This window comes from Burkholderia sp. IO2 (assembly GCF_029522185.1).
Taxonomy (GTDB): domain Bacteria; phylum Pseudomonadota; class Gammaproteobacteria; order Burkholderiales; family Burkholderiaceae; genus Burkholderia; species Burkholderia cenocepacia.
Map to the genome: position 1 here is coordinate 82,158 of NZ_JAKWFH010000019.1, position 20,745 is coordinate 102,902.

The 20,745-nt window shown below is 67.4% G+C and carries 19 protein-coding genes and 1 pseudogene; 10 read left to right on the top strand and 10 right to left on the bottom strand.

Annotation, left to right across the window (positions count from 1 at the left end):
• Positions 1-74: 74 nt before the first annotated feature.
• A complete protein-coding gene (locus MMB92_RS14615; protein ID WP_060266027.1) occupies positions 75-866 on the top strand; it encodes an IclR family transcriptional regulator in 792 nt (263 codons plus the stop codon).
• Positions 867-920: 54 nt separating this feature from the next.
• On the opposite strand, the gene MMB92_RS14620 is transcribed toward MMB92_RS14615, so the two are convergent.
• Positions 921-1,373 carry a type VI secretion system amidase immunity protein Tai4 gene (locus MMB92_RS14620; RefSeq protein WP_043204713.1) on the bottom strand — a complete coding sequence of 151 codons (453 nt, stop codon included), beginning with the start codon at positions 1,371-1,373 and terminating at the stop codon, positions 921-923.
• The gene (locus MMB92_RS14625; RefSeq protein ID WP_226245064.1) at positions 1,370-1,963 is read right to left on the bottom strand and encodes a type VI secretion system amidase effector protein Tae4; all 594 of its coding nucleotides are present in this window, start codon (positions 1,961-1,963) and stop codon (positions 1,370-1,372) included. The genes MMB92_RS14620 and MMB92_RS14625 overlap by 4 nt, the downstream gene beginning before the upstream one ends.
• Positions 1,964-2,156: 193 nt before the next feature.
• Between MMB92_RS14625 and MMB92_RS14630 the strand changes: the two genes are divergently transcribed.
• The 4 genes from MMB92_RS14630 (at position 2,157) to MMB92_RS14645 (ending at position 6,267) form a co-directional block, all read left to right on the top strand.
• The gene (locus MMB92_RS14630; protein ID WP_058903095.1) at positions 2,157-2,867 is read left to right on the top strand and encodes a GntR family transcriptional regulator; all 711 of its coding nucleotides are present in this window, start codon (positions 2,157-2,159) and stop codon (positions 2,865-2,867) included.
• A 73-nt stretch (positions 2,868-2,940) separates the two neighbouring features.
• A complete protein-coding gene (locus tag MMB92_RS14635; protein ID WP_058903094.1) occupies positions 2,941-3,747 on the top strand; it encodes an SDR family oxidoreductase in 807 nt (268 codons plus the stop codon).
• Positions 3,748-3,782: 35 nt separating this feature from the next.
• Positions 3,783-4,715 (top strand): 3-keto-5-aminohexanoate cleavage protein, encoded by a 933-nt coding sequence (locus tag MMB92_RS14640; RefSeq protein WP_112751146.1) that lies wholly within the window; start codon positions 3,783-3,785, stop codon positions 4,713-4,715.
• A 223-nt stretch (positions 4,716-4,938) separates the two neighbouring features.
• A complete protein-coding gene (locus tag MMB92_RS14645; RefSeq protein ID WP_080322742.1) occupies positions 4,939-6,267 on the top strand; it encodes an MFS transporter in 1,329 nt (442 codons plus the stop codon).
• A 64-nt stretch (positions 6,268-6,331) separates the two neighbouring features.
• Here MMB92_RS14645 and MMB92_RS14650 read toward each other — a convergent pair whose 3' ends face one another.
• The 4 genes from MMB92_RS14650 to MMB92_RS14665 all read right to left on the bottom strand — a co-directional run bounded on the left by MMB92_RS14650 (position 6,332) and on the right by MMB92_RS14665 (position 10,931).
• Positions 6,332-7,654: a TIGR00366 family protein gene (locus MMB92_RS14650; protein WP_012493319.1), complete on the bottom strand. Its 1,323-nt coding sequence runs from the start codon at positions 7,652-7,654 to the stop codon at positions 6,332-6,334.
• Between the two features lie 218 nt (positions 7,655-7,872).
• A complete protein-coding gene (locus MMB92_RS14655; protein WP_112751145.1) occupies positions 7,873-9,198 on the bottom strand; it encodes a chloride channel protein in 1,326 nt (441 codons plus the stop codon).
• 165 nt (positions 9,199-9,363) lie between these two features.
• Positions 9,364-10,605 (bottom strand): cytosine deaminase, encoded by a 1,242-nt coding sequence (gene codA / locus MMB92_RS14660; protein ID WP_006482832.1) that lies wholly within the window; start codon positions 10,603-10,605, stop codon positions 9,364-9,366.
• The gene (locus MMB92_RS14665) at positions 10,602-10,931 is read right to left on the bottom strand and encodes a hypothetical protein (RefSeq protein WP_227743154.1); all 330 of its coding nucleotides are present in this window, start codon (positions 10,929-10,931) and stop codon (positions 10,602-10,604) included. The genes codA and MMB92_RS14665 overlap by 4 nt, the downstream gene beginning before the upstream one ends.
• Positions 10,932-10,945: 14 nt before the next feature.
• On the opposite strand from MMB92_RS14665, the gene MMB92_RS14670 reads away from it, so the two are divergent.
• Both MMB92_RS14670 and MMB92_RS14675 read left to right on the top strand, forming a co-directional pair.
• Positions 10,946-12,088 (top strand): porin, encoded by a 1,143-nt coding sequence (locus MMB92_RS14670; RefSeq protein ID WP_080331875.1) that lies wholly within the window; start codon positions 10,946-10,948, stop codon positions 12,086-12,088.
• 245 nt (positions 12,089-12,333) lie between these two features.
• A complete protein-coding gene (locus MMB92_RS14675; protein ID WP_006482838.1) occupies positions 12,334-12,636 on the top strand; it encodes a DUF4148 domain-containing protein in 303 nt (100 codons plus the stop codon).
• Between the two features lie 110 nt (positions 12,637-12,746).
• Here MMB92_RS14675 and MMB92_RS14680 read toward each other — a convergent pair whose 3' ends face one another.
• Positions 12,747-13,694 (bottom strand): LysR family transcriptional regulator, encoded by a 948-nt coding sequence (locus MMB92_RS14680; protein ID WP_012493318.1) that lies wholly within the window; start codon positions 13,692-13,694, stop codon positions 12,747-12,749.
• Positions 13,695-13,882: 188 nt separating this feature from the next.
• On the opposite strand from MMB92_RS14680, the gene MMB92_RS14685 reads away from it, so the two are divergent.
• Positions 13,883-16,066, top strand: coding sequence for an FUSC family protein (locus MMB92_RS14685; protein WP_006494911.1), 2,184 nt, complete (start codon positions 13,883-13,885; stop codon positions 16,064-16,066).
• Positions 16,067-16,202: 136 nt separating this feature from the next.
• Positions 16,203-16,415 carry a hypothetical protein gene (locus MMB92_RS14690; RefSeq protein ID WP_006482828.1) on the top strand — a complete coding sequence of 71 codons (213 nt, stop codon included), beginning with the start codon at positions 16,203-16,205 and terminating at the stop codon, positions 16,413-16,415.
• Between the two features lie 138 nt (positions 16,416-16,553).
• Here the strand turns inward: MMB92_RS14690 and MMB92_RS14695 are convergent, their stop codons facing one another.
• Both MMB92_RS14695 and MMB92_RS14700 read right to left on the bottom strand, forming a co-directional pair.
• Positions 16,554-17,663 (bottom strand): P1 family peptidase, encoded by a 1,110-nt coding sequence (locus MMB92_RS14695; protein ID WP_277562749.1) that lies wholly within the window; start codon positions 17,661-17,663, stop codon positions 16,554-16,556.
• Positions 17,664-17,727: 64 nt separating this feature from the next.
• A complete protein-coding gene (locus tag MMB92_RS14700) occupies positions 17,728-19,134 on the bottom strand; it encodes an APC family permease (protein ID WP_006494913.1) in 1,407 nt (468 codons plus the stop codon).
• Between the two features lie 130 nt (positions 19,135-19,264).
• Between MMB92_RS14700 and MMB92_RS14705 the strand changes: the two are divergent.
• Positions 19,265-20,049 (top strand): annotated as a pseudogene (locus MMB92_RS14705) (helix-turn-helix transcriptional regulator).
• 24 nt (positions 20,050-20,073) lie between these two features.
• On the opposite strand, the gene MMB92_RS14710 reads toward MMB92_RS14705, so the two are convergent.
• Positions 20,074-20,451, bottom strand: a complete 378-nt coding sequence (locus MMB92_RS14710; RefSeq protein ID WP_006482852.1) for a nuclear transport factor 2 family protein — start codon at positions 20,449-20,451, stop codon at positions 20,074-20,076.
• Positions 20,452-20,745: the final 294 nt, after the last annotated feature.

Below are 20,745 nucleotides of genomic sequence, written 5' to 3' on the forward strand. Positions count from 1 at the left end.
TATCGTAAAAAGATTTTTCAGTATCGATATGCGATACGCTATGATGCGATATCGAATCGATCCCGCCTCATGCCATGGAAACGTTGCCCGATCAGTCAAACGACCTGCTGTTCAACCAGTCGCTCGAAAAAGGGCTCAACGTGCTGCGCGCGTTCAGCGCGAAGCGGCGCACGATGACGCTGGCGGAAGTGGCCGACGCGGCCGGGATGACGAAAAGCTCGGCGCAGCGGATGGTCTATACGCTCGAGAAGCTCGGCTACATCCGCAAGCATCCGGTCACGCGGCGTTACCAACTCACGCCGCACGTGATGCGGATCGGCTTCAACTATCTCGCGGCCGATACGCTGATCGACGTCGCGAATCCGTTCCTGTCCGAGCTCACGAACCTGACCGGCGAAACCACCAACCTCACCGAGCCGGACGAGGACGAAATGGTGTACGTCGCGCGTTTCGTGTCGACCAAGTTCGTGCCGATCCACATGCCGATCGGCAGCCGTATCCCGATGTACTGCACCGGCAGCGGGCGCGCGTTCCTGAGCGCGTTGCCGCCGGCCGACGCGCGTGCACGGCTCGACGACATGGTGCGCACACCGCATACGCCGCGCACGGTCACGGCGCTCGACGAACTCGTCGCGTTGCTCGACAGTGCGCGACGCGAAGGCTACGCGACCAACCAGGAAGAACTGTTCATCGGCGACATGTCGATCGCCGCGCCCGTGCTCGGCAGCCAGGGGCAGCCGGTCGCGGCCGTGCACGTGGTCGCGCCGACGAGCCGCTGGACGTTCGACGATGCGCGCCGCAAGCTCGCGCCGGCGGTGATCGACTGCGCGCGCGGGATCAGCAATTCGATTCGGACGCTCGAATAGCGTCGACGAAACGGCATGCGGCGCGCCGTTGCATTGCGTAGCGGCGCTTGATCGCTACCGCGGCTTCGGCGAATGCCCGGTTCGATAGGTACGGTTCGGACGCGATACGAGCTGCTTCGCTGCAGCGTCCAGTTCCTTGCCGTGATACAGATCGACGCACTTCAGGAAGTCGAACTTCACATCCGCGACTTCCGATTCGACAACCGGACTCCGATAGTCGCGAGCCAGGTACTTCGCGACCAGCGCGTGAATGACGTCCGGCGCACGTTCCATGTCGTAGTAGGTCCAGTCGCGCAAAGCGCTGATGCTGCTGCCGATGTCCTTGCTCGCGCCGGGCGCCTGCTTGTATGCGGTAGCCAGGCACTCCGCGAGCACCATGTCCTTGAAGTTCTGGAGGTAAGTTCGTGAGCCGGCCTCGGGCGAAGTTTGTGCGACGTCCTTCGCCACGGCCATCGTCGGTTGAAACGCGATGCACGCCAACGCGGCAGCGATCCGGACTCCCCTCATGACAGGCTCCAAAAATTTGCGCGATCGGTACGATACCGCGCGCCCGGTTCGTTGAAGTAACAATGGTCGTAACACGTCCGCCCATTGAACAGCGTGGCGTGGCCCTGTGCATCGCTCCACCCCGACACCTCGAACAGGATGACGCCCTGCCGACCCGCAAGCAGCCCTCCGTTCGACGGCGGGTATTTGACGCCCTCAGCCTTCCCCCAGCGTTGCTCGAGAAAACGAATCAAGTCCCGGACACGAAAAAAATATTGCCGATTGTCTCTGCCCGAGACCGTTTGCTCGGGGATTCTCGGTATCACCATACCGGCTTCACCCAGGATATAACTCATTCTCACCGCGCAAGTATTGCTCCATCGCTCTGTCGGATTCGGATTGTTGACGTTCTTCTCGACGTATCCACCTATCACTTTCGCAACGCGCTCACCGGAATTTGCCGGGTCGTAGATTCGCTGAGATGCCGCCCATGCAACGGCAAATGATGGACGTTTCACTTTGGCTCCTTGTTGTTGAGATGAATTCGACTCGAGGGCAAACGCATCGAAAACTCGCGACGGCTCATGTGCTCCGGGAACCTTCGAATCCATCGAATCAGGGCGTCATGATGCGTGATTTGAAAGTTTTTTGTAATGACGCCAGCTTTCCGGACGCCGCCCCTCTTCTATTGCCCCCCTCGTTTTCCCCAATCCCGTTCGCCTTGACTCCGCTCCTCCGATCGTCAAAACTTCGCATATCGTCAGTGTGATCACAGATCGCAGATCAAACCCAGGAGAGCCCGCCTTGCCGCCTCGTATCGCCCCGCCCGCATTGAAGGTCATCGAACAGGAAACGATGGCCGACAAGGTCTACCAGCAACTGCGCGAAGCGCTGATGAGCGGCCGCTTCGCGCCTGGCCAGGCGCTGAGCCTGCGCAGCGTGGCCGAGGCGGTCGGCTCGTCGACGATGCCGGTGCGTGCCGCGCTCACGCGGCTGCGCGCCGAACGCGCACTGGTCGACGGCCCGAATCGGGCGCTCGTCGTCCCGCCGATGACGCTCGACATGCTCGACGAACTGCGCGACGTGCGGATCGCCCTCGAAGGCTGCATCGCCGAGCGCGCGTGCGCACGGATGACCGACGCGCAGATCGCGGCCGTACGCAAGACCTGCGAGACGATGCAGGCACACGCCGGGGCCGGCCGCTCGCGCGCCTACCTGCAAAGCAATTTTGCGTTCCACAGCGCGATCTATGCGCACGGCGCCAGCGAAAGCACGCTCGCGATCGTCGAGAACCTGTGGATGCGCGTCGGCCCGTTCCTCAACATGGTCGCGCTCGACATCCCGCACATGCGGCGCTCGATGGATGCGCACCGCGCGATCGTCGATGCGCTCGAACGGCGCGACGGCGCGGGCGTGCGGGCCGGCATCGCGCTCGACATCGGCGGCGCCGCGCACGACCTCGCCGAGACGCTGCGCGCCGAACAGACACCGCGGACCGTGAACGCGAAGCCGTAGCGGCCGCCTGCCACGGCCGCCCGATACCCAAGCGGCCGTCATCCCACAACATCAACGATGGAGACAACCCGGCATGACAGCTTCCGACCTGCTGAAACCCTATGACGGCCTGCGCGTGCTCGTGACCGGCGGCGCATCGGGCATCGGTCTCGAAATCGCCGACGCGTTCGCCGAATGCGGCGCGCGCGTGCACGTGTGCGACGCATCGCAAGCCGCGATCGCGGCGCTTGCCGATCGGCCGCCGCGTGCCGCGGCCGGCGCGATCAGCGCGACGCTGGCCGACGTATCCGACCCGGCCGCCGTCGAGCGCGTGTTCGCCGACGTGTCGTCCCGGCTCGGCGGCCTCGACGTGCTGGTCAACAACGCGGGCATCGCTGGCCCGACCGGCGGCATCGACGAAATCGACCCCGTGCAATGGGAGCAGACCGTCGCGATCAATCTGAACGCGCAATTCCAGTTCGCGCGCCGCGCGGTGCCGCTGCTGCGCGAATCGAAGCCCGGCGGCGCGATCATCGCGCTGTCGTCGGTCGCCGGCCGGCTCGGCTACGCGTTCCGCACGCCGTATGCGGCCACCAAATGGGCGGTGGTCGGTCTCGTGAAAAGCCTCGCGATCGAACTCGGGCCGCTCGGCATCCGCGTGAACGCGATCCAGCCCGGCATCGTGCGCGGCCCGCGGATGCGCCGCGTGATCGAGGCGCGCGCGCAGCAGCTCGGCATCGGCTACGACGAAATGGAGCAGCGCTATCTCGAGAAGATCTCGCTGCGACGCATGACCGATCCGGCCGAGATCGCCGCGACCGCGCTGTTCCTGTGCTCGCCGGGCGGGCACGGAATCACCGGGCAGGCGATCTCCGTCTGCGGCAACGTCGAAGTGCTCTGACGCCTCCTGCATCGTTCATCGAAAGGAATCCATCCGTGGCAAACGCTCGCAAAGTCATCATCACCTGTGCGCCGACCGGCGCGATCCATACGCCGTCGATGTCGCCGTACCTGCCCGTCACGCCGCAGGAAATCGAAACGGCCGCTGTCGCGGCCGCGCAGGCCGGCGCGGCGATCCTGCACCTGCACGCACGCAACCCGTCGGACGGCAAACCGACGCAGGATCCGGCCGTGTTCGCCGAATTCCTGCCGCGCATCAAGGCACAGACCGACGCCGTGATCAACCTCACATCCGGCGGCAGCCCGCACATGACGGTCGACGAACGGCTGCAGCCCGCGCTGCATTTCCAGCCCGAGGTCGCGTCGCTGAACATGGGCTCGATGAACTTCGGGCTGTACCCGATGCTCGAGCGCTTCCGCGAGCTGAAGCATCCGTGGGAGCGCGAACATCTCGAGAAAAGCCGCGATCTCGTCTTCAAGAACACGTTCGCCGACATCGAGACGATCCTCACGCGCTGCGGCGCGAACGGCACGCGGTTCGAATTCGAGTGCTACGACATCTCGCACCTGTACAACCTCGCGCACTTCGTCGATCGCGGGCTCGCGAAACCGCCGTTCTTCGTGCAGAGCGTGTTCGGCCTGCTCGGCGGGATCGGCGCGCATCCGGAGGACCTGATGCACATGCGCCGGACGGCCGACCGCCTGTTCGGCAGCGATTACGTATGGTCGATCCTCGGCGCCGGGCGCAACCAGATTCCGCTCGCGACGATCGGCGCCGCGCAAGGCGCGAACGTGCGCGTCGGGCTCGAGGATTCGCTGTGGATCGCGCCCGGCAAGCTCGCGGAATCGAGTGCCGCGCAAGTCCTGAAAATGCGTCAGGTGCTCGAAGGCCTGTCGCTCGAGATCGCGACGCCGGCCGAGGCGCGCGCGATGCTCGCGCTCAAGGGCGGCGACGCGGTGAATTTCTGATCGCCGGGTCGCCACCCCAACACCAGAATCCGCAAGCGCAGTGACAAGGCGCCGGCCCGAGCCGGCCGGCGCCAGGACGCCCTTCATCGCCCCGCTCCGTTCGAGCGCCGCCGGCGCGGCTCCGTCGTCTGCCCATCCGCTGCCCGCACCGCAGCGGCATTTGCCGAACGCGGCGCGCCGTGCTTGCCGTGCGCGCCGGTTCGCCCTTACCGGAGTCGTCCGCATGTCCACTCATCACGCTCAGGCCCTGTCGTCCGCCGCCGGCGACGCGAACGCGTCGCTGAACCGGCTGCTGTTCCGCAAACTCATGCCGCTGCTGATCGCCGCGTATGTGATCAGCTTTCTCGACCGCACCAACATCGCGTTCGCCAAACACTCGATGGGCGTCGATCTCGGCATCTCATCGGCCGCGTACGGACTCGGCGCGGGGCTGTTTTTCCTGACCTACGCGCTCTTCGAGATCCCGAGCAACCTGATCATGCATCGCGTCGGTGCACGCTTCTGGATCACGCGGATCATGATCACGTGGGGCGCGCTGTCGGTCGCGATGGCGTTCGTCAGCGGCGAAACGTCGTTCTACGTGATGCGCCTGCTGCTCGGCGTGGCCGAAGCCGGCCTGTTTCCCGGCGTGATGCTGTATTTGACGTACTGGTTCGGCCGCGAGGAACGTGCGCGCGCCACCGGCTATTTCCTGCTCGGCGTGTGCATCGCCAACATCGTCGGCGGACCGCTGGCCGGCGCGCTGATCGAGCTCGACGGCACGCTCGGCTTCCACGGCTGGCAATGGCTGTTCGTCGTCGAAGGCATTCCGGCGATCCTGCTCGCGTTCGTCGTATGGATGCGATTGCCGGACCGGCCGAGCGCCGCGCCGTGGCTCGCTCCGGAAACCGGCCGCGCGCTCGAGCGCAAGCTGGCCGCCGAACAGGACGCGGGCGTCGCCGCGCACGGCGGCCATGCGTTCGGCGCCGCGCTGCGCGATCCGCAGATCTGGCTCGCGATCTTCGTGTACTTCTGCCACCAGTTGACCATCTACACGGTGATCTTTTTCCTGCCGGGCATCATCGGTGCGTCGGGGCGCCTCTCGCCGTTCGCGGTCGGGTTGCTGACTTCGCTGCCGTGGCTCGCCGCCGCGCTCGGGGCCGGCACGCTGCCGCGCTTCGCCCGTGAATCGCGTCATTCGCGCCGCATGCTGTGCGCGGGGCTGGTGGTCATGGCGGCCGGGATGGTCGGCGCCGCGCATGCGTCGCCGTTGGCGGGGCTGCTCTGCGTGTGCGTGGCGGCGTCGATGTTCTTCGTCGTCCAGTCGATCGTGTTCACGTTTCCGGCGTCGCGGCTGGCGGGCAGCGCGCTGGCCGGCGGGCTCGGGCTCGTGAATACGTGCGGGTTGCTCGGCGGCTTCGTCGGGCCGACCGTCGTCGGCGCGATCGAACAGGCGACCGGCAATGCAAAGAACGGGTTGACGCTGCTGGCGGCCGCGCTCGTGATCGCAGCGTTCGCGAGCCTCGCTTTGCGGCACGGGCACGAGCGCGCCGACGTGCGGTCGCGCGGCTGAAGGCAGGCTGAAAAAATCCAGCGGACAGGATGCGGGCCTCGCGCCCGCCTCTCGTCTCACTTCGTCAGAACAGATACATCCCGGCGACGAACACCACGCCCGAGAACAGCAGGGTCGTCACGCAGTACCCCATGATGTCGCGTACGCCGAGCCCCGCGATCGCCAGCGCGGGCAGCGCCCAGAACGGCTGCGCCATGTTGGTCCACGCCTCGCCGTACGCGATCGCCATGGCCGCCTTGCCGAGATCGGCGCCGAGCGCCTGCGCGGCCGGCATCACGAACGGCCCCTGCACGACCCAGTGGCCACCGCCCGACGGCACCGCGAAATTGATCACGGCCGAGCTCAGGAATGCGAGCAGCGGGAACGTGTGCACGTTCGCGATATCGACGAACCACTTCGTGATCACGCCCGCGAGGCCCGAGTGATCCATCAGCGCCTGGATGCCGGCGTAGAACGGGAACTGGATCATGATCCCGGACGCGCCGCGCGCCGCGCCGGCCACCGCGCGTGCATAGGCCATCGGCGTCCGGTGCAGCAGGATGCCGGCCGCGAGGAACGCGAGGTTCACCGTGTCGATGTCGAGCGCGAAGCCCTTCTGCGCGAAACGCAGCACGAGGAACGCCGCGCACAGCGCCGCGACGAGCATCGACAGCACGCGGCTCTCCTCCATCCGCTCCGCGAACGTCGCGTCGGGCCCGAGCTTGCGCTCGACGCTCGGCGGCTCGGCGAGCAGCGCCGGATCGACGCTGACGACGTCGCCCGGCTTCGGCATCATCATTCGCGCGAGAAACGGCAGCATCACGATCAGCCCGATCGTGACGAACGCGTTGTAGCCGGTGAAGATCGTGTCGGACACCGGAATCAGGCCGATGGTCTTTTCCATCGGATTGCCTTTCGTCGCCGCGACGAGCGGGATCGAACCCGACAGCCCGCCGTGCCAGCTCAGGAAGCCCATGTAGGCGGACGCGACGAGCAGCCGGTAGTCGCTGCCGGCCACGCGGCGCGCGACTTCGCGCGCCAGCATCGCGCCGAGCACGAGCCCGAAGCCCCAGTTGATCGCACAGGCCAGCGCGCCGACGAACGCGACGAGCATCACGCCCTGGCCGGGCGTGCGCGCGGTGCTCGCGAGCGCGACGAGCAGGCGCCGCACGGGCGGCGAACTCGCCAGCGCGTGGCCGGTGACGAGGATCATGACCATCTGCATCGAGAACGCGAGCAGGTTCCAGAAGCCCGAACCCCACATCGTCGTGAGTTGCACGGGTGTGTTCGGCGTGAGGCCGAACGCGAGCGCGAACGTGACGATCGTCAGCAGGATCGCGAAAATCAACGGGTCGGGCAACACGCGGTGGACCACCTGCGTGAAGAAGCGGGAAATGCGCTGGATCAACTTGAGCTCCTCGTTTCCTGATAGGGACATCCGCGCGTATCGTTGTTGGTTGAGGCGCGGAAACGCGCGGATTCTTGCACAGAACCGGCGGACGCGCTTCGGCGCGCAAAATCACGCTCGCGTCGTGTCAGGACAGGGAAACGGGGAAAAACGGAGAAAGGCGGCACGATCCGCGCCGCCTTCGAGGGTAATGGCCGCCGCGCGTCAACGCACCGTCGTCACTTCACTGGCTCGCTCAGCGTCGCCACGTCCGTCACCCGCCGCTCGGCGAGCCGCTGCGCGAACCGATACGCGGCGAGCGATCCCGCCACCGCCAGCAGCATCGGCACGAGGCTGTCGTGATTCGCACGCGTGAATTCGAGCAGCAGCACGACGGCCGTGACCGGCATCTGCATCGATGCGGCGAGAAACGCGGTCGCGCCGATCAGCGCGCATCCGCCGAGCGATGCGCCGGGCCACACGGCGCTCCACAGCCCGCCGAGCACGACCCCGAGCAGCGCACCGTTCGCGAGACCCGGCGTCAGCAGCCCGCCCTCCGCGCCGGCCCGCAGGCTGCCGGCCTCGATCAGCACCTTCAGCATGAGCAGCGCCGCCGCGAGGCCGATCGTCAGCGTGCCGTCGAAACCCAGCGACGCCGGCCCCTTGCCATTGCCGAGCAATTGCGGAAACCGCATCGACAGCACGCCGATCACCGCGAAGTTGAGCAGCGCGAACACCGGCAGCCGCCAGTCCTTCGGCGCGTTCGCCCGCGCGCGGGTGGTGAGCCGCACGAACCCGTACGCGGCGAAGCCGAACAGCGGCCCGCAGACGACCGACCATGCGACGAGCGGCGTGCTCAGCACGAACGCCGGCACCGTGTACTGGTGTTCGTTGCCGAGACCGAGCCACGCGACGATCGCCGCGATCGCGGACGTCACGACCGCCACGACCAGCGCACGCAGTTCGAACGTGCCGAGCAGCACCTCGAGCACGAAGATCGCGCCGCCGAGCGGCACGTTGTAGACGGCCGCGAGCCCCGCGCCGGCGCCGCATGCGACCATCAGCCGGCAGTCGTCGGGCGTGAGTCCCGCCGCATGGGCAAGCCGCCCGGCGAGCAGCGAACCGATCTCGCGCGGCGCGACTTCGCGGCCGAGCGGCGAGCCGAGCGCGACGGTGACGATCTGCAGCAGCGCGTGAACCATCGTGCTGACGAACGGCATCCGCGGATCGGCCGCGCGCACCGCGCGGCGGATGCTGACGAGCGGCCGGCCATACCGGTAAAGCGCCCACCAGCCGCCGCCCGCGACGATCCCGCAGACGACCAGGACCGCCAACCGGCGCAGCGGCTCGGCGCCGGTCACGCCACTGAGGAAGCTCTCGGCGCCGATCACGTGCGCGACGCTGTAGCCGTACGCGACGTGCTGGATCGCATGCAGCAGCAACGCGAGCAGCATGCCGCCGAGCCCCGCGCCGATACCGGTCAGGACCGTGACGACCGCCACGCGCGCGAACGGGCTGGCGGTCGGCGAAGATGCCGCGGGAGGGGACGGAAGATCGAGGCGCATAAGTTCGGCGAACGGGGAATCGAAAAAACGGCATGCAACCCGCACGCCGTCGTCAGCACCGCATCGTAGGCCTGCACCCCTTATGAGGCAAACGTATTTTTCGAATCGACTCATGCATTTCATGAATGCACGGCGTCCGGCGGGCCGTAATGGCCCGCCTCCTCGTCAATCCGGATACGTGATCCGCTCCGGTTCGCGCCGCATGATGACCTGCCCGTGGCGCATCGACAGCGTGGCCTTCGCCTGCCGGCGCACGGCTTCGTAGTCGCTGTCCGCATCCAGCACGACGAGATTCGCCGGACGTCCGACCGCGATGCCGTACCCGTCGCCGAGGTGTAGCGCCGTCGCGCTGTGGTCGGTCACGAAGTCGAGGCAGCGCTGCAGGTCCTGGTAGCCCATCATGTGGCAGATATGGAGGCCCGCGTCGAGCACACGCAGGATGTTGCCGTTGCCGAGCGGATACCACGGGTCCTTGATCGAATCCTGCCCGAAGCACACGTTGAGGCCGGCACGGTCGAGTTCCGCGACGCGCGTGACGCCGCGCCGCTTCGGAAACGTGTCGAAGCGCCCCTGCAGATGGATGCTCTCGGTCGGGCACGAGATGAAGTTCAGCCCTGCCCGTTTCAGCAGCCGGAACAGCTTCGAGCAGTACGCGTTGTCGTACGAGCCCATCGCGGTCGTATGGCTCGCGGTCACGCGTGCCCCCATGCCGCGCACGCGTGCCTCTTCCGCAAGCACTTCGAGAAAGCGCGAATGCGGATCGTCGGTCTCGTCGCAGTGCACGTCGACGAGGCAGCCCGTGCGCTCCGCGAGGTCCATCAGGAAGCGGATCGAGCTGACGCCCTGCTCCCGCGTGTTCTCGAAATGCGGAATCCCGCCGACGACGTCCGCGCCGAGTTCGATCGCCCGCTCCATCAGCGCGCGGCCGCCGTCGAACGATTCGATGCCCTCCTGCGGGAACGCGACGATCTGCAGATCGATCAGCCCGCGCGCCTCGTCCTTCACTTCCAGCATCGCCTTCAGCGCGGCGAGCGTCGGATCGGTCACGTCGACGTGCGTGCGTACGTGCTGGATCCCGTGGTCGCGCAGCATGCCGATCGCCGCATGCGCGCGCGTTTTGGTGTCCTCGTGCGTGATTGTCGCCTTGCGCTCGGCCCAGCGCTCGATGCCCTCGAACAGCGTGCCGCTCATGTTCCACGCGGGCTCGCCGGCCGTCAGCACGGCATCAAGGTGGATATGCGGTTCGACGAGCGGCGGAATCGCGAGACGGCCGCCGCCGTCGATATGGTCCGGGTTCGTCGACGCAATCGGCGCGGCTTGCGCGTCGATGCGCGCGATCTTGCCGGCATCGATGCCGATCGTGAACAGGCCGTCGCGGCCGCGCAGGCGTACGTTGAACAGGTTCATGGGGAGGCCTCTTGTCGTGCATGCGTGAACACGGCCGCGCGATCTGCGTCGACGACCGTGCGGTCCGGGCAATCAGTATGGAGGAAAAGCGGCGACGCGCGCACCTGCCGCGCATGTTGCATCGACACGACAACCGGGCTGCGCGGGACGGCAGCCGCATGCCGGCCGTCACGCAGGAACGGCCGGCCCGACGCGCGCGCGACGCCGCGTGTCAGTTTTGTGAAGGACTCTTGCCGGATCAGGAACAGTGCGCTCGCGGCCCCAAGGCCCTTGCGCGTGCGGCGCATTCCTATACTTGCGCCGAACTTTGGTTTCCAGTCCCACACGCAGGAGCTTCCCGATGAAAAAAACCCTGATCGCCGGTGCGTGCGCCGCCACCCTGTTCGCGCCGCTCGCCCACGCGCAAAGCTCGGTCACGCTGTACGGCCTGATCGACGCCGGCATCGCCTATACCAACAACGTGAACGGCGCGTCGCAGTGGCGCATGGCGACCGGCACGATCAACGGCAGCCGCTTCGGCCTGCGCGGCACCGAGGATCTCGGCGGCGGCCTGAAAGCGCTGTTCGTGCTCGAAAACGGCTTCAACGTGAACAACGGCGGGCTCGGCCAGGACGGCAAGCTGTTCGGCCGCCACGCGTATGTCGGCCTGAGCCGCGCCGGCTACGGCACGCTGACGCTCGGCCGCCAGTACGACACGATGGTCGACTTCGTCGCGCCGCTGTCCGCGACGGCCGGCGATCTCGGCGATGCGGGCTTCGCGCATCCGTTCGACAACGACAACCTGAACCACTCGCTGCGCATCAACAACGCGGTCAAGTACACGAGCGACACGATCGCGGGCTTCAAGGTCAGCGCGCTGTACGCGTTCTCCAACTCGGCGAATTTCAGCGCCAACCGCGCGTACAGCGTGGCCGCGAGCTTCACGAACGGCCCGCTGAAGCTGGCCGGCGCCTACCTGCAGATGAACGGCACGAAGGGCTCGACGAGCGCGAGCCCCGGCGCGACCGATTCGGCCGAGGCGAAGAGCCTGAACCAGGGGGGCTGGTCGATCGGCTCGGACCGCATGCGCACGTACGGCGGCGGCGTCAGCTACGTATTCGGGCCGGCGACCGTCGGCTTCGTCTACACGCGCTCGCAGTACGACAACACCGGCTCGTTCGGCTCCAGCGGCCAGATCGCGTTCAACAACTACGACGTGAACGTGCGCTATGCGGTCACGCCGGCCGTCAGCCTCGGCGCCGCCTATGTGTACACGGACGCCAGCGTGTCGAATCCCGACAGCAAGCACGGCACCGATCCGAAGTGGCATCAGGTCGACCTGCAGGCCGTGTACAAGCTGTCGCGCCGCACCGACCTGTACGCGGAAGCGATGTTCCAGCATGCGTCCGGCCGCGGCTACCAGGCGTTCATCAACACGTCGGGCGGCGCATCGAGCACGGCGAACCAGGTCGTCGGCACGATCGGCATGCGCACGCGCTTCTGACCGGCAGCGCGCAACGTCGCCCGCCTGTACCGAGCCCGTGTGCACCGCGCCCGTGTGCACGGCGCCCGTGTTTGCTCACGGGTCCGGCCGCGGCGGGCGACAGCGCCAATGTTGTTGCTTCTGGAACGCAGCCCTCCTGGAATCGGGGTGTTTGCGCATCGGCCCGCTGCGTAGACTGACGTCGAAGGTCGGAGCCGCGCGTCGCGCGTCGATCCGGCCACCCACCCCGTATTCAGGAGAACCTCGTGAAATCGCTCGTCGTTACCGCCGCCGCTGCCATCCTGCTTGCCGCACCGGCCCTGTCGTTCGCCCAGCAGGCGAAGTCGCCCGTCACGCGCGCGCAGGTGCTGCAGGAACTGATCGATCTCGAGTCGGTCGGCTACAACCCGGCGCGCGGTGAAGTCGGCAACTATCCGGAGGACATCCTGGCGGCGCAGGAACGACTGCAGGCGAAGCGTCTCGCCGAGCGGAAAGCGGCGCAGGCCGCCTACGGCCCGGCCGGGGCGCCTGCAACCGAATCGGGCGCGGCGGCCAAGCCCGCGCTGTGATGACGTGCGTCGCTCGCATCGAGCATGCATGGCGAGCGACGCGTAGTGGATGTTTGCAGGAAACAACCCGCCGCGCGCCGATGCGCGCGCGGGGTTCAGGCGGCCTGCGCTCAGGCGGCCTGCGGTTCGCGGTCGATCGCGTTCAGCATCTCGACGTCGCGCGCGATCATTCCCGGTACTTGCGCACGCAACATCTCGACCCAGGTCCGCACCTTCGCATCGACGAAACGGCGCGACGGGTACAGCGCATACACGTTCATCTTCTGCAGGATATGCGCGGGCAGCACACGGACCAGCGTGCCGTCGCGCAGCGCGTCGATCGCCGAATACAGCGGCAGCATGCCGATTCCGATGCCGTCGCGGATCGCGAGCGCGAGCGATTCGGCGGTATTGGTCTGCACCGGCCCGGCGACGTGGATCTGCTCGACGCCTTCGGGCCCTTCGAGCACCCATTCGTGCGTCGGAAACGCCGGCGTGCACAGCGTCAGGCACGCGTGCGCGGCGAGATCCTGCGGGCGGGCCGGCACGCCGTGCCGTTTCACGTAGTCGGGTGACGCACACAGAATGCTGAAGGTCGACCCGAGCAGGTGCGACACGAGTTCCGAATCGGGCAGCGACGACGCGGTGACGACGGCCATGTCACTCGTGCCGTCGAACAGGTCGGGCATGCGCTGCGACAGCGACAGCTCGATCGACACGTCCGGGTACTGCGTGTGATAGCGCGTCAGCGCGGGCATCACGTAGTGGTGACCGACGCTCGCGAAGCTGTGCATGCGCAGCACGCCGGCCGGGCGCTCGTGCGCGCAGCTCGCTTCTTCTTCCGCGCGGTCGACGTCGGCGAGGATCTGGCGGCAGCGCCGCAGATAGCTTTCGCCGGCCGACGTCAGCGCGAGACGGCGGGTCGAGCGATTCATCAGACGGGTGCGCAGGCGCGCCTCGAGCTCCGACACCGCGCGCGACATCGCGCCGGTCGTCGAATTCAGCGATTGCGCGGCGGCGGTGAAGCTGCCCGTCTCGACGACGCGCGAAAACACCCGCATGTTTTGTAGGGTATCCATTCCTGTGAGCAACCTGTAGCGGAGCCGCCATTTTCCTCCACTGGATGCGACAGATTGTTACTTCGGCTGCAACTATCGTTTCCCCGCAACTGCGTTAATGCGCGGGCGCCGCGCTCCTACAATCGGCGCCTCACCAGTCGAACGGGCCGTTCGGACGCGCCGCGGCACCGCGCCGGCCCCCTCTTTTCATGAAGCCACAACCTGCGATCGAGCGATCTTCCATCGAACCGGCACGATGGAGGCCATGGCTCGATCCGCTCGGCAACGCGGCGCGCGACTGGGCCGCGACCGACGGGCTGATCTGGCTGCATCTCGCGAAAACGGTGCTCGCGGCGCTGCTGGCGATGGGCATCGCGATGCGTCTCGAGATGTCGCAGCCGCGCACCGCGATGACGACCGTGTTCGTGCTGATGCAGCCGCTGTCGGGCATGGTGTTCGCGAAGAGCTTCTATCGCGTGCTCGGCACGGCGGCCGGCCTCGTCGGTGCGCTCGCGCTCGGCGGGCTGTTCGCGCAGCAGCCGGAGCTGTACATGGCCGGCATCACGCTGTGGATCGGCGGCTGCATCGCCCTCGCGGTGCGCAACCGCCACTTCCGCTGGTACGGCTTCGTGCTCGCCGGCTACACGGCCGCGCTGATCGGCCTGCCGGCCGTGATGACGCCGCAGACGCTGTTCCAGTCCGCGCTCACGCGCGCCGCGGAAGTCGCACTCGGCATCGCGTGCTCGGGCGCGGTCAGCGCGCTGATCCTGCCGTTGAGTTCCGCGAAGGCGCTGATGCGCTCGTTGAGCGCGCGCCACGCGACGTTCGCGGCGTTCACGGCCGGCGCGCTGGCGGGCGACGTCGCGCGCGGCGATTTCGAACGGCGCTTCGCCGATTTCGTCGACGACATCGTCGGCTTCGAAGCCAACCGCGCGTTCGCGTCGTTCGAGGACCCGCACATTCGCGCGCGCAGCCGCCGGCTCGCGCGGCTGAACAGCGAGTTCATGAACGCATGCACGCGGCTGCATGCGCTGCACCAGCTCGTCAAACGGCTGCGCGCGAATCATTCGGACGCGGTGCTCGACGCGCTGGCGCCGCACGTCGACGCGCTCGCACAGCGCTTCGCCGCGTTGCGCGACGAACGCCAGCACGGCATCGCACCGGCCACCGGCGCGCTGCTCGAACTGCGCCGCTTCCATGGTGCGTTGCCGAAGGCCGCGCGCGCGTCGCGACGGGCCATCGAGGACCATGCGGCCGGCGGCCTGCTCGACTTCGATACCGCGATCGAGCTGCTGTACCGGTTCATCGGCGAATATCTCGGCTACGTCGATACCTACGCGTCGCTCGATCAGGACGACCACGCATTCGAGCGCTCGGTCACGCATTACGCGGTGAAGACCAATGCGTTCTTCGTCGGCTTCGCCTTCCTGCGCACGGTGGTCGCCGTCGGTGCGATGAGCGCATTCTGGATCGCGTCCGAATGGCCGAGCGGCTCGCTCGCGGTGATCGCCACCGCGATCGCATGCGCGCTCAGCTCGACCTCGCCGCGCGCGCCGAAATTCGTCGCGCAGATGAGCGTCGGCGCGGCGTTCGCGACCGCGGTCGGCTACCTGTTCCTGTGCTACGTCTATCCGAACATCGACGGCTTTCCGCTGCTGTGCGCGGCGCTCGCGCCGGTGCTCGGCCTCGGCGCGTTCCTCGCGATGCGGCCGGGCCTGTCCGGCTACGGGATCGGCTTCGCGGTGTTTTTCTGCCTGCTCGCGGGCCCCGACAACGCGATCGCGTATACGCCGGAAGTGCTGATCAACAACGGGCTGGCGATCGTCGTCGCGATGCTCGCGTGCTCGCTCGTGTTCGCCGTCGTGTTCCCGACCCACATGCCCTGGCTCACCGGCCGGATCGCGCACGACTTGCGCCGCCAGGTGACGCTCGCATGCGAAGGCGCGCCGGACGGCCTCGCGCAGCGCTTCCAGTCGAGCACGCACGACCTGATGGCGCAACTGCGGACGCTGCTGGTACGCCGCACGCGGCAGCATCGCGATGCGATGCGCTGGATGCTGTCGACGCTCGAGGTCGGCCATGCGGTGATCGACCTGCGCGACGAACTGCACGCGTTCTGCGCGTCGAAACCGCCGCAGACGCTGCGCTGGACCGGTTCGATCGACGCGGTGCTGAACGAACTGCCACGCTTCTTCGACGATCCGACGCCCGGCCACCATGCACGCACGCTGAAATCCGTGAATCTCGCGATCCGCGCGGCGCAGCACACGCTGCAGGCGTGGTACGCGGTGCCCGACGCGCGTCGCAGCATGCAGCGGATCGTCGGCTGCCTGCACTTCATGCGCAGCGCGCTGCTCGACAAGGACGCGCCGTTCAACCGGCACCGCCATTGAAGGCCGATGCGCGCGCAACGGGATCGTTGTTCCGGATGGAAATAAGCTCTACAGCCGCGGTGATTAATCTTTAAGCAGTGCGAGCCTATAGTTTCCTCACTGCCAGCAAGACTGGCACTCACCCAGGAGAACTCAAATGAAGCCGCTGCACCTCGCCCTCGTTGCCCTGTCGCTCACCGCTGCTGTCGCCCACGCACAGCCGGCGCCGGCAGACGTCGCACCGCAACAGGCGAACCGCGCCGAGGCGATCAAGGCCGCCGGCCGCGTCGATCGTGCGCAATCGAAGCAGGAAGACCCGAATGCCTGCGTCGGCCCCGTCAGCTTCTGCAACATCTATTTCGGCAGCTGAGCATGACGCCGCGTCGTCACGGCCAGGCCCGTATCGCCCGCACCGCGCGCATGACCTGCGCGGGCGGACGGCGGTCCGGCCGATCGCCGCATCGCCGTTCCGCCCCACGCCGCTTCGATTGAAGCGGCGCTTGCCGTTTCAGGCGCCGCGCCCCGGCCGCCAACCCACTTCGCGCAACGCATCCAGCAAGCGCGCCGGCCCGAGCCCCTCGACGCGCGCCCCGCGCGACGCGACGTCGCCGCCCGCGACCAGCGCATTCACGATCGCCTCCTCCACTGCTTCGGCCGCCGCGACGAACAACGCGGAAATATGGTCGTTGTTGACCATTTGCACGCCGGTGGTCGGCGTACCCTTGCTGCCGTAGTTCGCGGCCGGCAAGCCGTCGTTGCCGGTGGCGAACGCGAGGAAGATGTCGCCGCTCGAATCCTCGGTGCCGCCGCCGACGCGGGCGAGCCCGACGCTCGCGCGCTGCGCGAGACGCGTGCATTGATGCGGCAGCAACGGTGCGTCGGTCGCGATCGTGACGACGATCGAGCCCATGCCGGCCTCGCCTTTCGCGTCCGCGTCGCGGAACGGCGAATGCACGTGCCGCAGCACTTCGCCGACCGGGTAGCCGGCCACGCGCAGCATCTCGCGTACGCCGTAGTTCGCCTGCACGAGCGCGCCGACGGTCCAGCCGCCCGCCTCGTCCGCCAGCACGCGCGATGCGGTGCCGATGCCGCCCTTGAACTCGTGGCAGATCATGCCGGTGCCGCCGCCCACGCCGCCTTCGGCGACCGGCCCCGATTGCGCGGCGGCCAGCGCGCGCTGCACGTGCGCGGCGTTCACGTGCTGCCCCCAGATGTCGTTCAGCAGTCCGTCGTAGGTTTCCATCACGACCGGCATGCACCAGTACACGCGGCCGGCCGCCGCTTCGCGTTCGTTCGCGACCAGCGCGTCGCGTACCGCACCGACGCAGTGCGTGTTCGTATAGGCGATCGGCGTCGTCAGCAGGCCCGCTTCGCGGATCCATTCGAGCCCGGTCGCGTCGCCGTTGCCGTTCAGCACGTGCACGCCCGCGAAGCACGGCGAATCGTGCACGGCGCCCGCGCGCGGCTCGATCACGGTGACGCCGGTGCGGATCGACGCGTCGCCGTTCTCGACGTTCAGCGTGCAATGTCCGACCCGCACGCCCGGTACGTCCGTGATCGCGTTGAAGCGGCCCGGCGTGCCGAGTCCGATGCGGATGCCGAGATCCCTCGTGCGCATGATGCAATTCCTCCCGTCTTTCAATGGTTCGGTATATCGGTGCTGCAAGGTGTCGATCCGGTGCTCAGAGCGCGCGGAACGCTTCGCTGTGGCGCGCCCAGGCCACGTACATCACGAGTGCCGCGACCAGCAGCCCCGCGATGATGATCAGGTCGGTCGGCTTCGTCGCGGTGGCCAACGTCGTGACCAGCGTATACGCGGCGCCCGCCACCGCGACGAGCGGCGTCACGGGCCACAGCGGCATCCGGTAGTGATGTTCGACGTCGCGGCGCACGAACCGGCTCGCGAGCGCGGCCAGCCCGACGACGAGGTAGATCAGCAGCAACAGGTCGACCGTGAACGCGGTGAGCTCGTCGAGGCTCGACACGAACACGAGCCCGGCCGACGGTATCGCGAGCGCGATCGTCGCCAGCCACGGCGATTCGAGGCGCGGATGGATCGCCGAGAACGCGCGGTTGCAGGTGCGCGACCAGAGCGCATGCCGGCCGCTGCTGTACAGCAGGCGACCCATCGTGATCACGATCGCGATGATCGCGTTGAACACCGACAGGAAGATCCCGCCGCTGACCACCCGCGACACGGCCGGATTGCTCAGCGAGCGCACGACATAGCCGATCGGATCGGCGCTCTTCGTCAGTTCCGTCAGCGACGGCGCACCCAGCACGATCGCGGTGAGCGGAACCAGTTCGACGACGAGGATCACGAGCAGCGAATAGATCACCGCCTTCGCGACGTTGCGGTTGCCGCCGCGCAGGTCTTCCGCGAGATACGCGGCCGAGCCGAAGCCGTTGTAGCAGAAGATCGCGGTGCCGATCGCGGGCACGATGGCCGCGAGCGTCGCCGGCACGAGCGCATTGCCGCTCGCGACGACCGGTGCGATCAGCACTTCGGCGCCGCGATGCGGCGACCCGAAGCCGAGCCCCGCGATCAGCATCAGCACGCCGATTTCGACGACCAGGAACGCGCCGGTGATCCAGGCGTTCGTCTTGATGTTCAGCATGCCGAGCAGATAGCTGAGCAGCACGATCGTCAGCGCGACCGACTGGTTGCTGAAGTGCGTGCCGAGCGCGTTGTTCAGGTATGGCGCGGCGCCGCTCGCGAGCACGGCGGGGATGAACACGCTGACCGACAGCACCGTAATGAAGGTCAGGTAGCCGGGCAGCGTGCCGAACACGCGCTTGGCCATCACGTATTCGCCGCCCGCACTGCGATGCGCGGCGCTGAGTTCCGCATAGCAGAGCGCGAACGCGAGCGCGAGCACGCCGCCGAGCACGAACGACAGCACGGCGCCGCTGCCGGCCTGCTGTATCGCGAACGGCGCGATCACGAAGATCGAGCTGGCCGGTGTCACGCCCGATACGGTGATCATCACTGCGTCGCGTACGCTGAGCGTCTGCGACAGCGCGCGCGGCGCGTCTTCCATTGCGGGCGCCGCTTGCACGGTGCCCGTCGATTCCGACATCATCGCCATTTCGTTCTCCTGCGCCTATGCTGCTCTTTTTTGACAACCCATACTCGGGCCCGATTGATTGCGTGGCAGTCTAGGAAGCCAATTTCAGGACCGCTATTCCCCCTTCGTGTTACGCCCTTCCGGTGGTGGTATGGATCGTCTCTTTTCGGAAATCGCAATGCACCAGGCGCTTGGCCGCGCAATCGATCATCTCGGCCAGCCGCGCTTCTGGCGGTTCCTGGTGCTGCTGCTCAATGAAATGGTGCCGTTCGACAACGCGCTCGCGACCGCGGTCGGCAGCGACGGCGTGCCGCTCGTGCTCGACGAATACGACACCGGCGGCACCGACAGCGCGTCGCCCGTGCCGCTCTACCTGAACGGCGTCTATCTGCTCGATCCGTTCCTGCAGGCCGCGCACGACGGGCTCGCCGACGGTTGCTACCGGCTCGAGGAAGTCGCGCCCGACCTGTTCCGGCAGAGCGAGTATTTCCTCAGCTATTTCCGCGACGCGGTCGGCGACGACGAGATCCAGATTCTCGTGCGGCCGAATGCCGACACGCTGCTGTCGCTGTCGCTCGGTGCGTCGACGCGCTTCGACGTCGAGCCGCTCGGCAAGCTGACGGCCGCGATGCCGTGGGTGCTCGCGGCGATCCGGCAGCACTGGCGGCTGGTGGGCGACGCCGCGCGCGTGATGCCCGACGCCGATCTCGGCGCACGTGTCGAGCAGGCGCGGGCGTGCTGACCGACCGCGAGATGTCGATCGCACGCATGGTGCTGCGCGGCAATTCGTCGAAGGCGATCGCCGAGCGGCTCGCGATTTCACCGGAAACGGTGAAGGTGCATCGACGGCATGTGTATGCAAAGCTCGGAATTTCGTCGCAACCGGAGCTGTTTTCACGGTTCATCCAGGCGCTGGGCGAGGACGCGGCGGGATGAGTGCGCCGATGCACGCGACTGCCTTCACCCGCCCGCCTCGATGAACCCGCCATCGGGCGCCTGGTGCGGCACGTACCAGCCGAAATACACCTCGGCCTCGACGATCCGGCCGTCGCGTACGCGCAATCGCTCGGCGTTGCGAAACCGCCGTCCGGCGGTCGTGACGGCTTCGTACACGACGAACACGTATTCGCCATGCACCGCCACGTCGACGAACTCGAATCCTGCGAGCATCGCGCTGTTCGGCCAGCAGCGCGCCAGATACGCGTCGCGGTCGAGCCGGTTGTCGAGCGGGCTCGTGAAATGGAAGTCCGGCGCGATCAGCGCTTCGATCGCGTCGCGGTTCTTGTCGACATACGCGCGATAGCTCGCACGCGCGACTTCACCGGGATCGTCTGGCATCGTCGTTACCTCCGCGAAGGGTCGGGGTGACCGCAACGGCTCGCGTCGCCCCGGCGCATCGATGAAACGGAAACGGGCGGCACGCACGGCCACGGCCGCTCGCGCGTGCGCGGACCGGCGTGCATGTCCGGCGCGACGCCATGCATGAGAAAGCACGCGCCGACCGATCCGCCGGTCCCGCACCGCGCCTGTCGGCGCAGGCCGGGGTGCGCGTCGGTTGCCCGTTTCCGCACGCACGGGCATGATGTCTGCCAGCGTGCCAGCGCCAGCCGTCCGCTTCGGCGGTCGTCGACA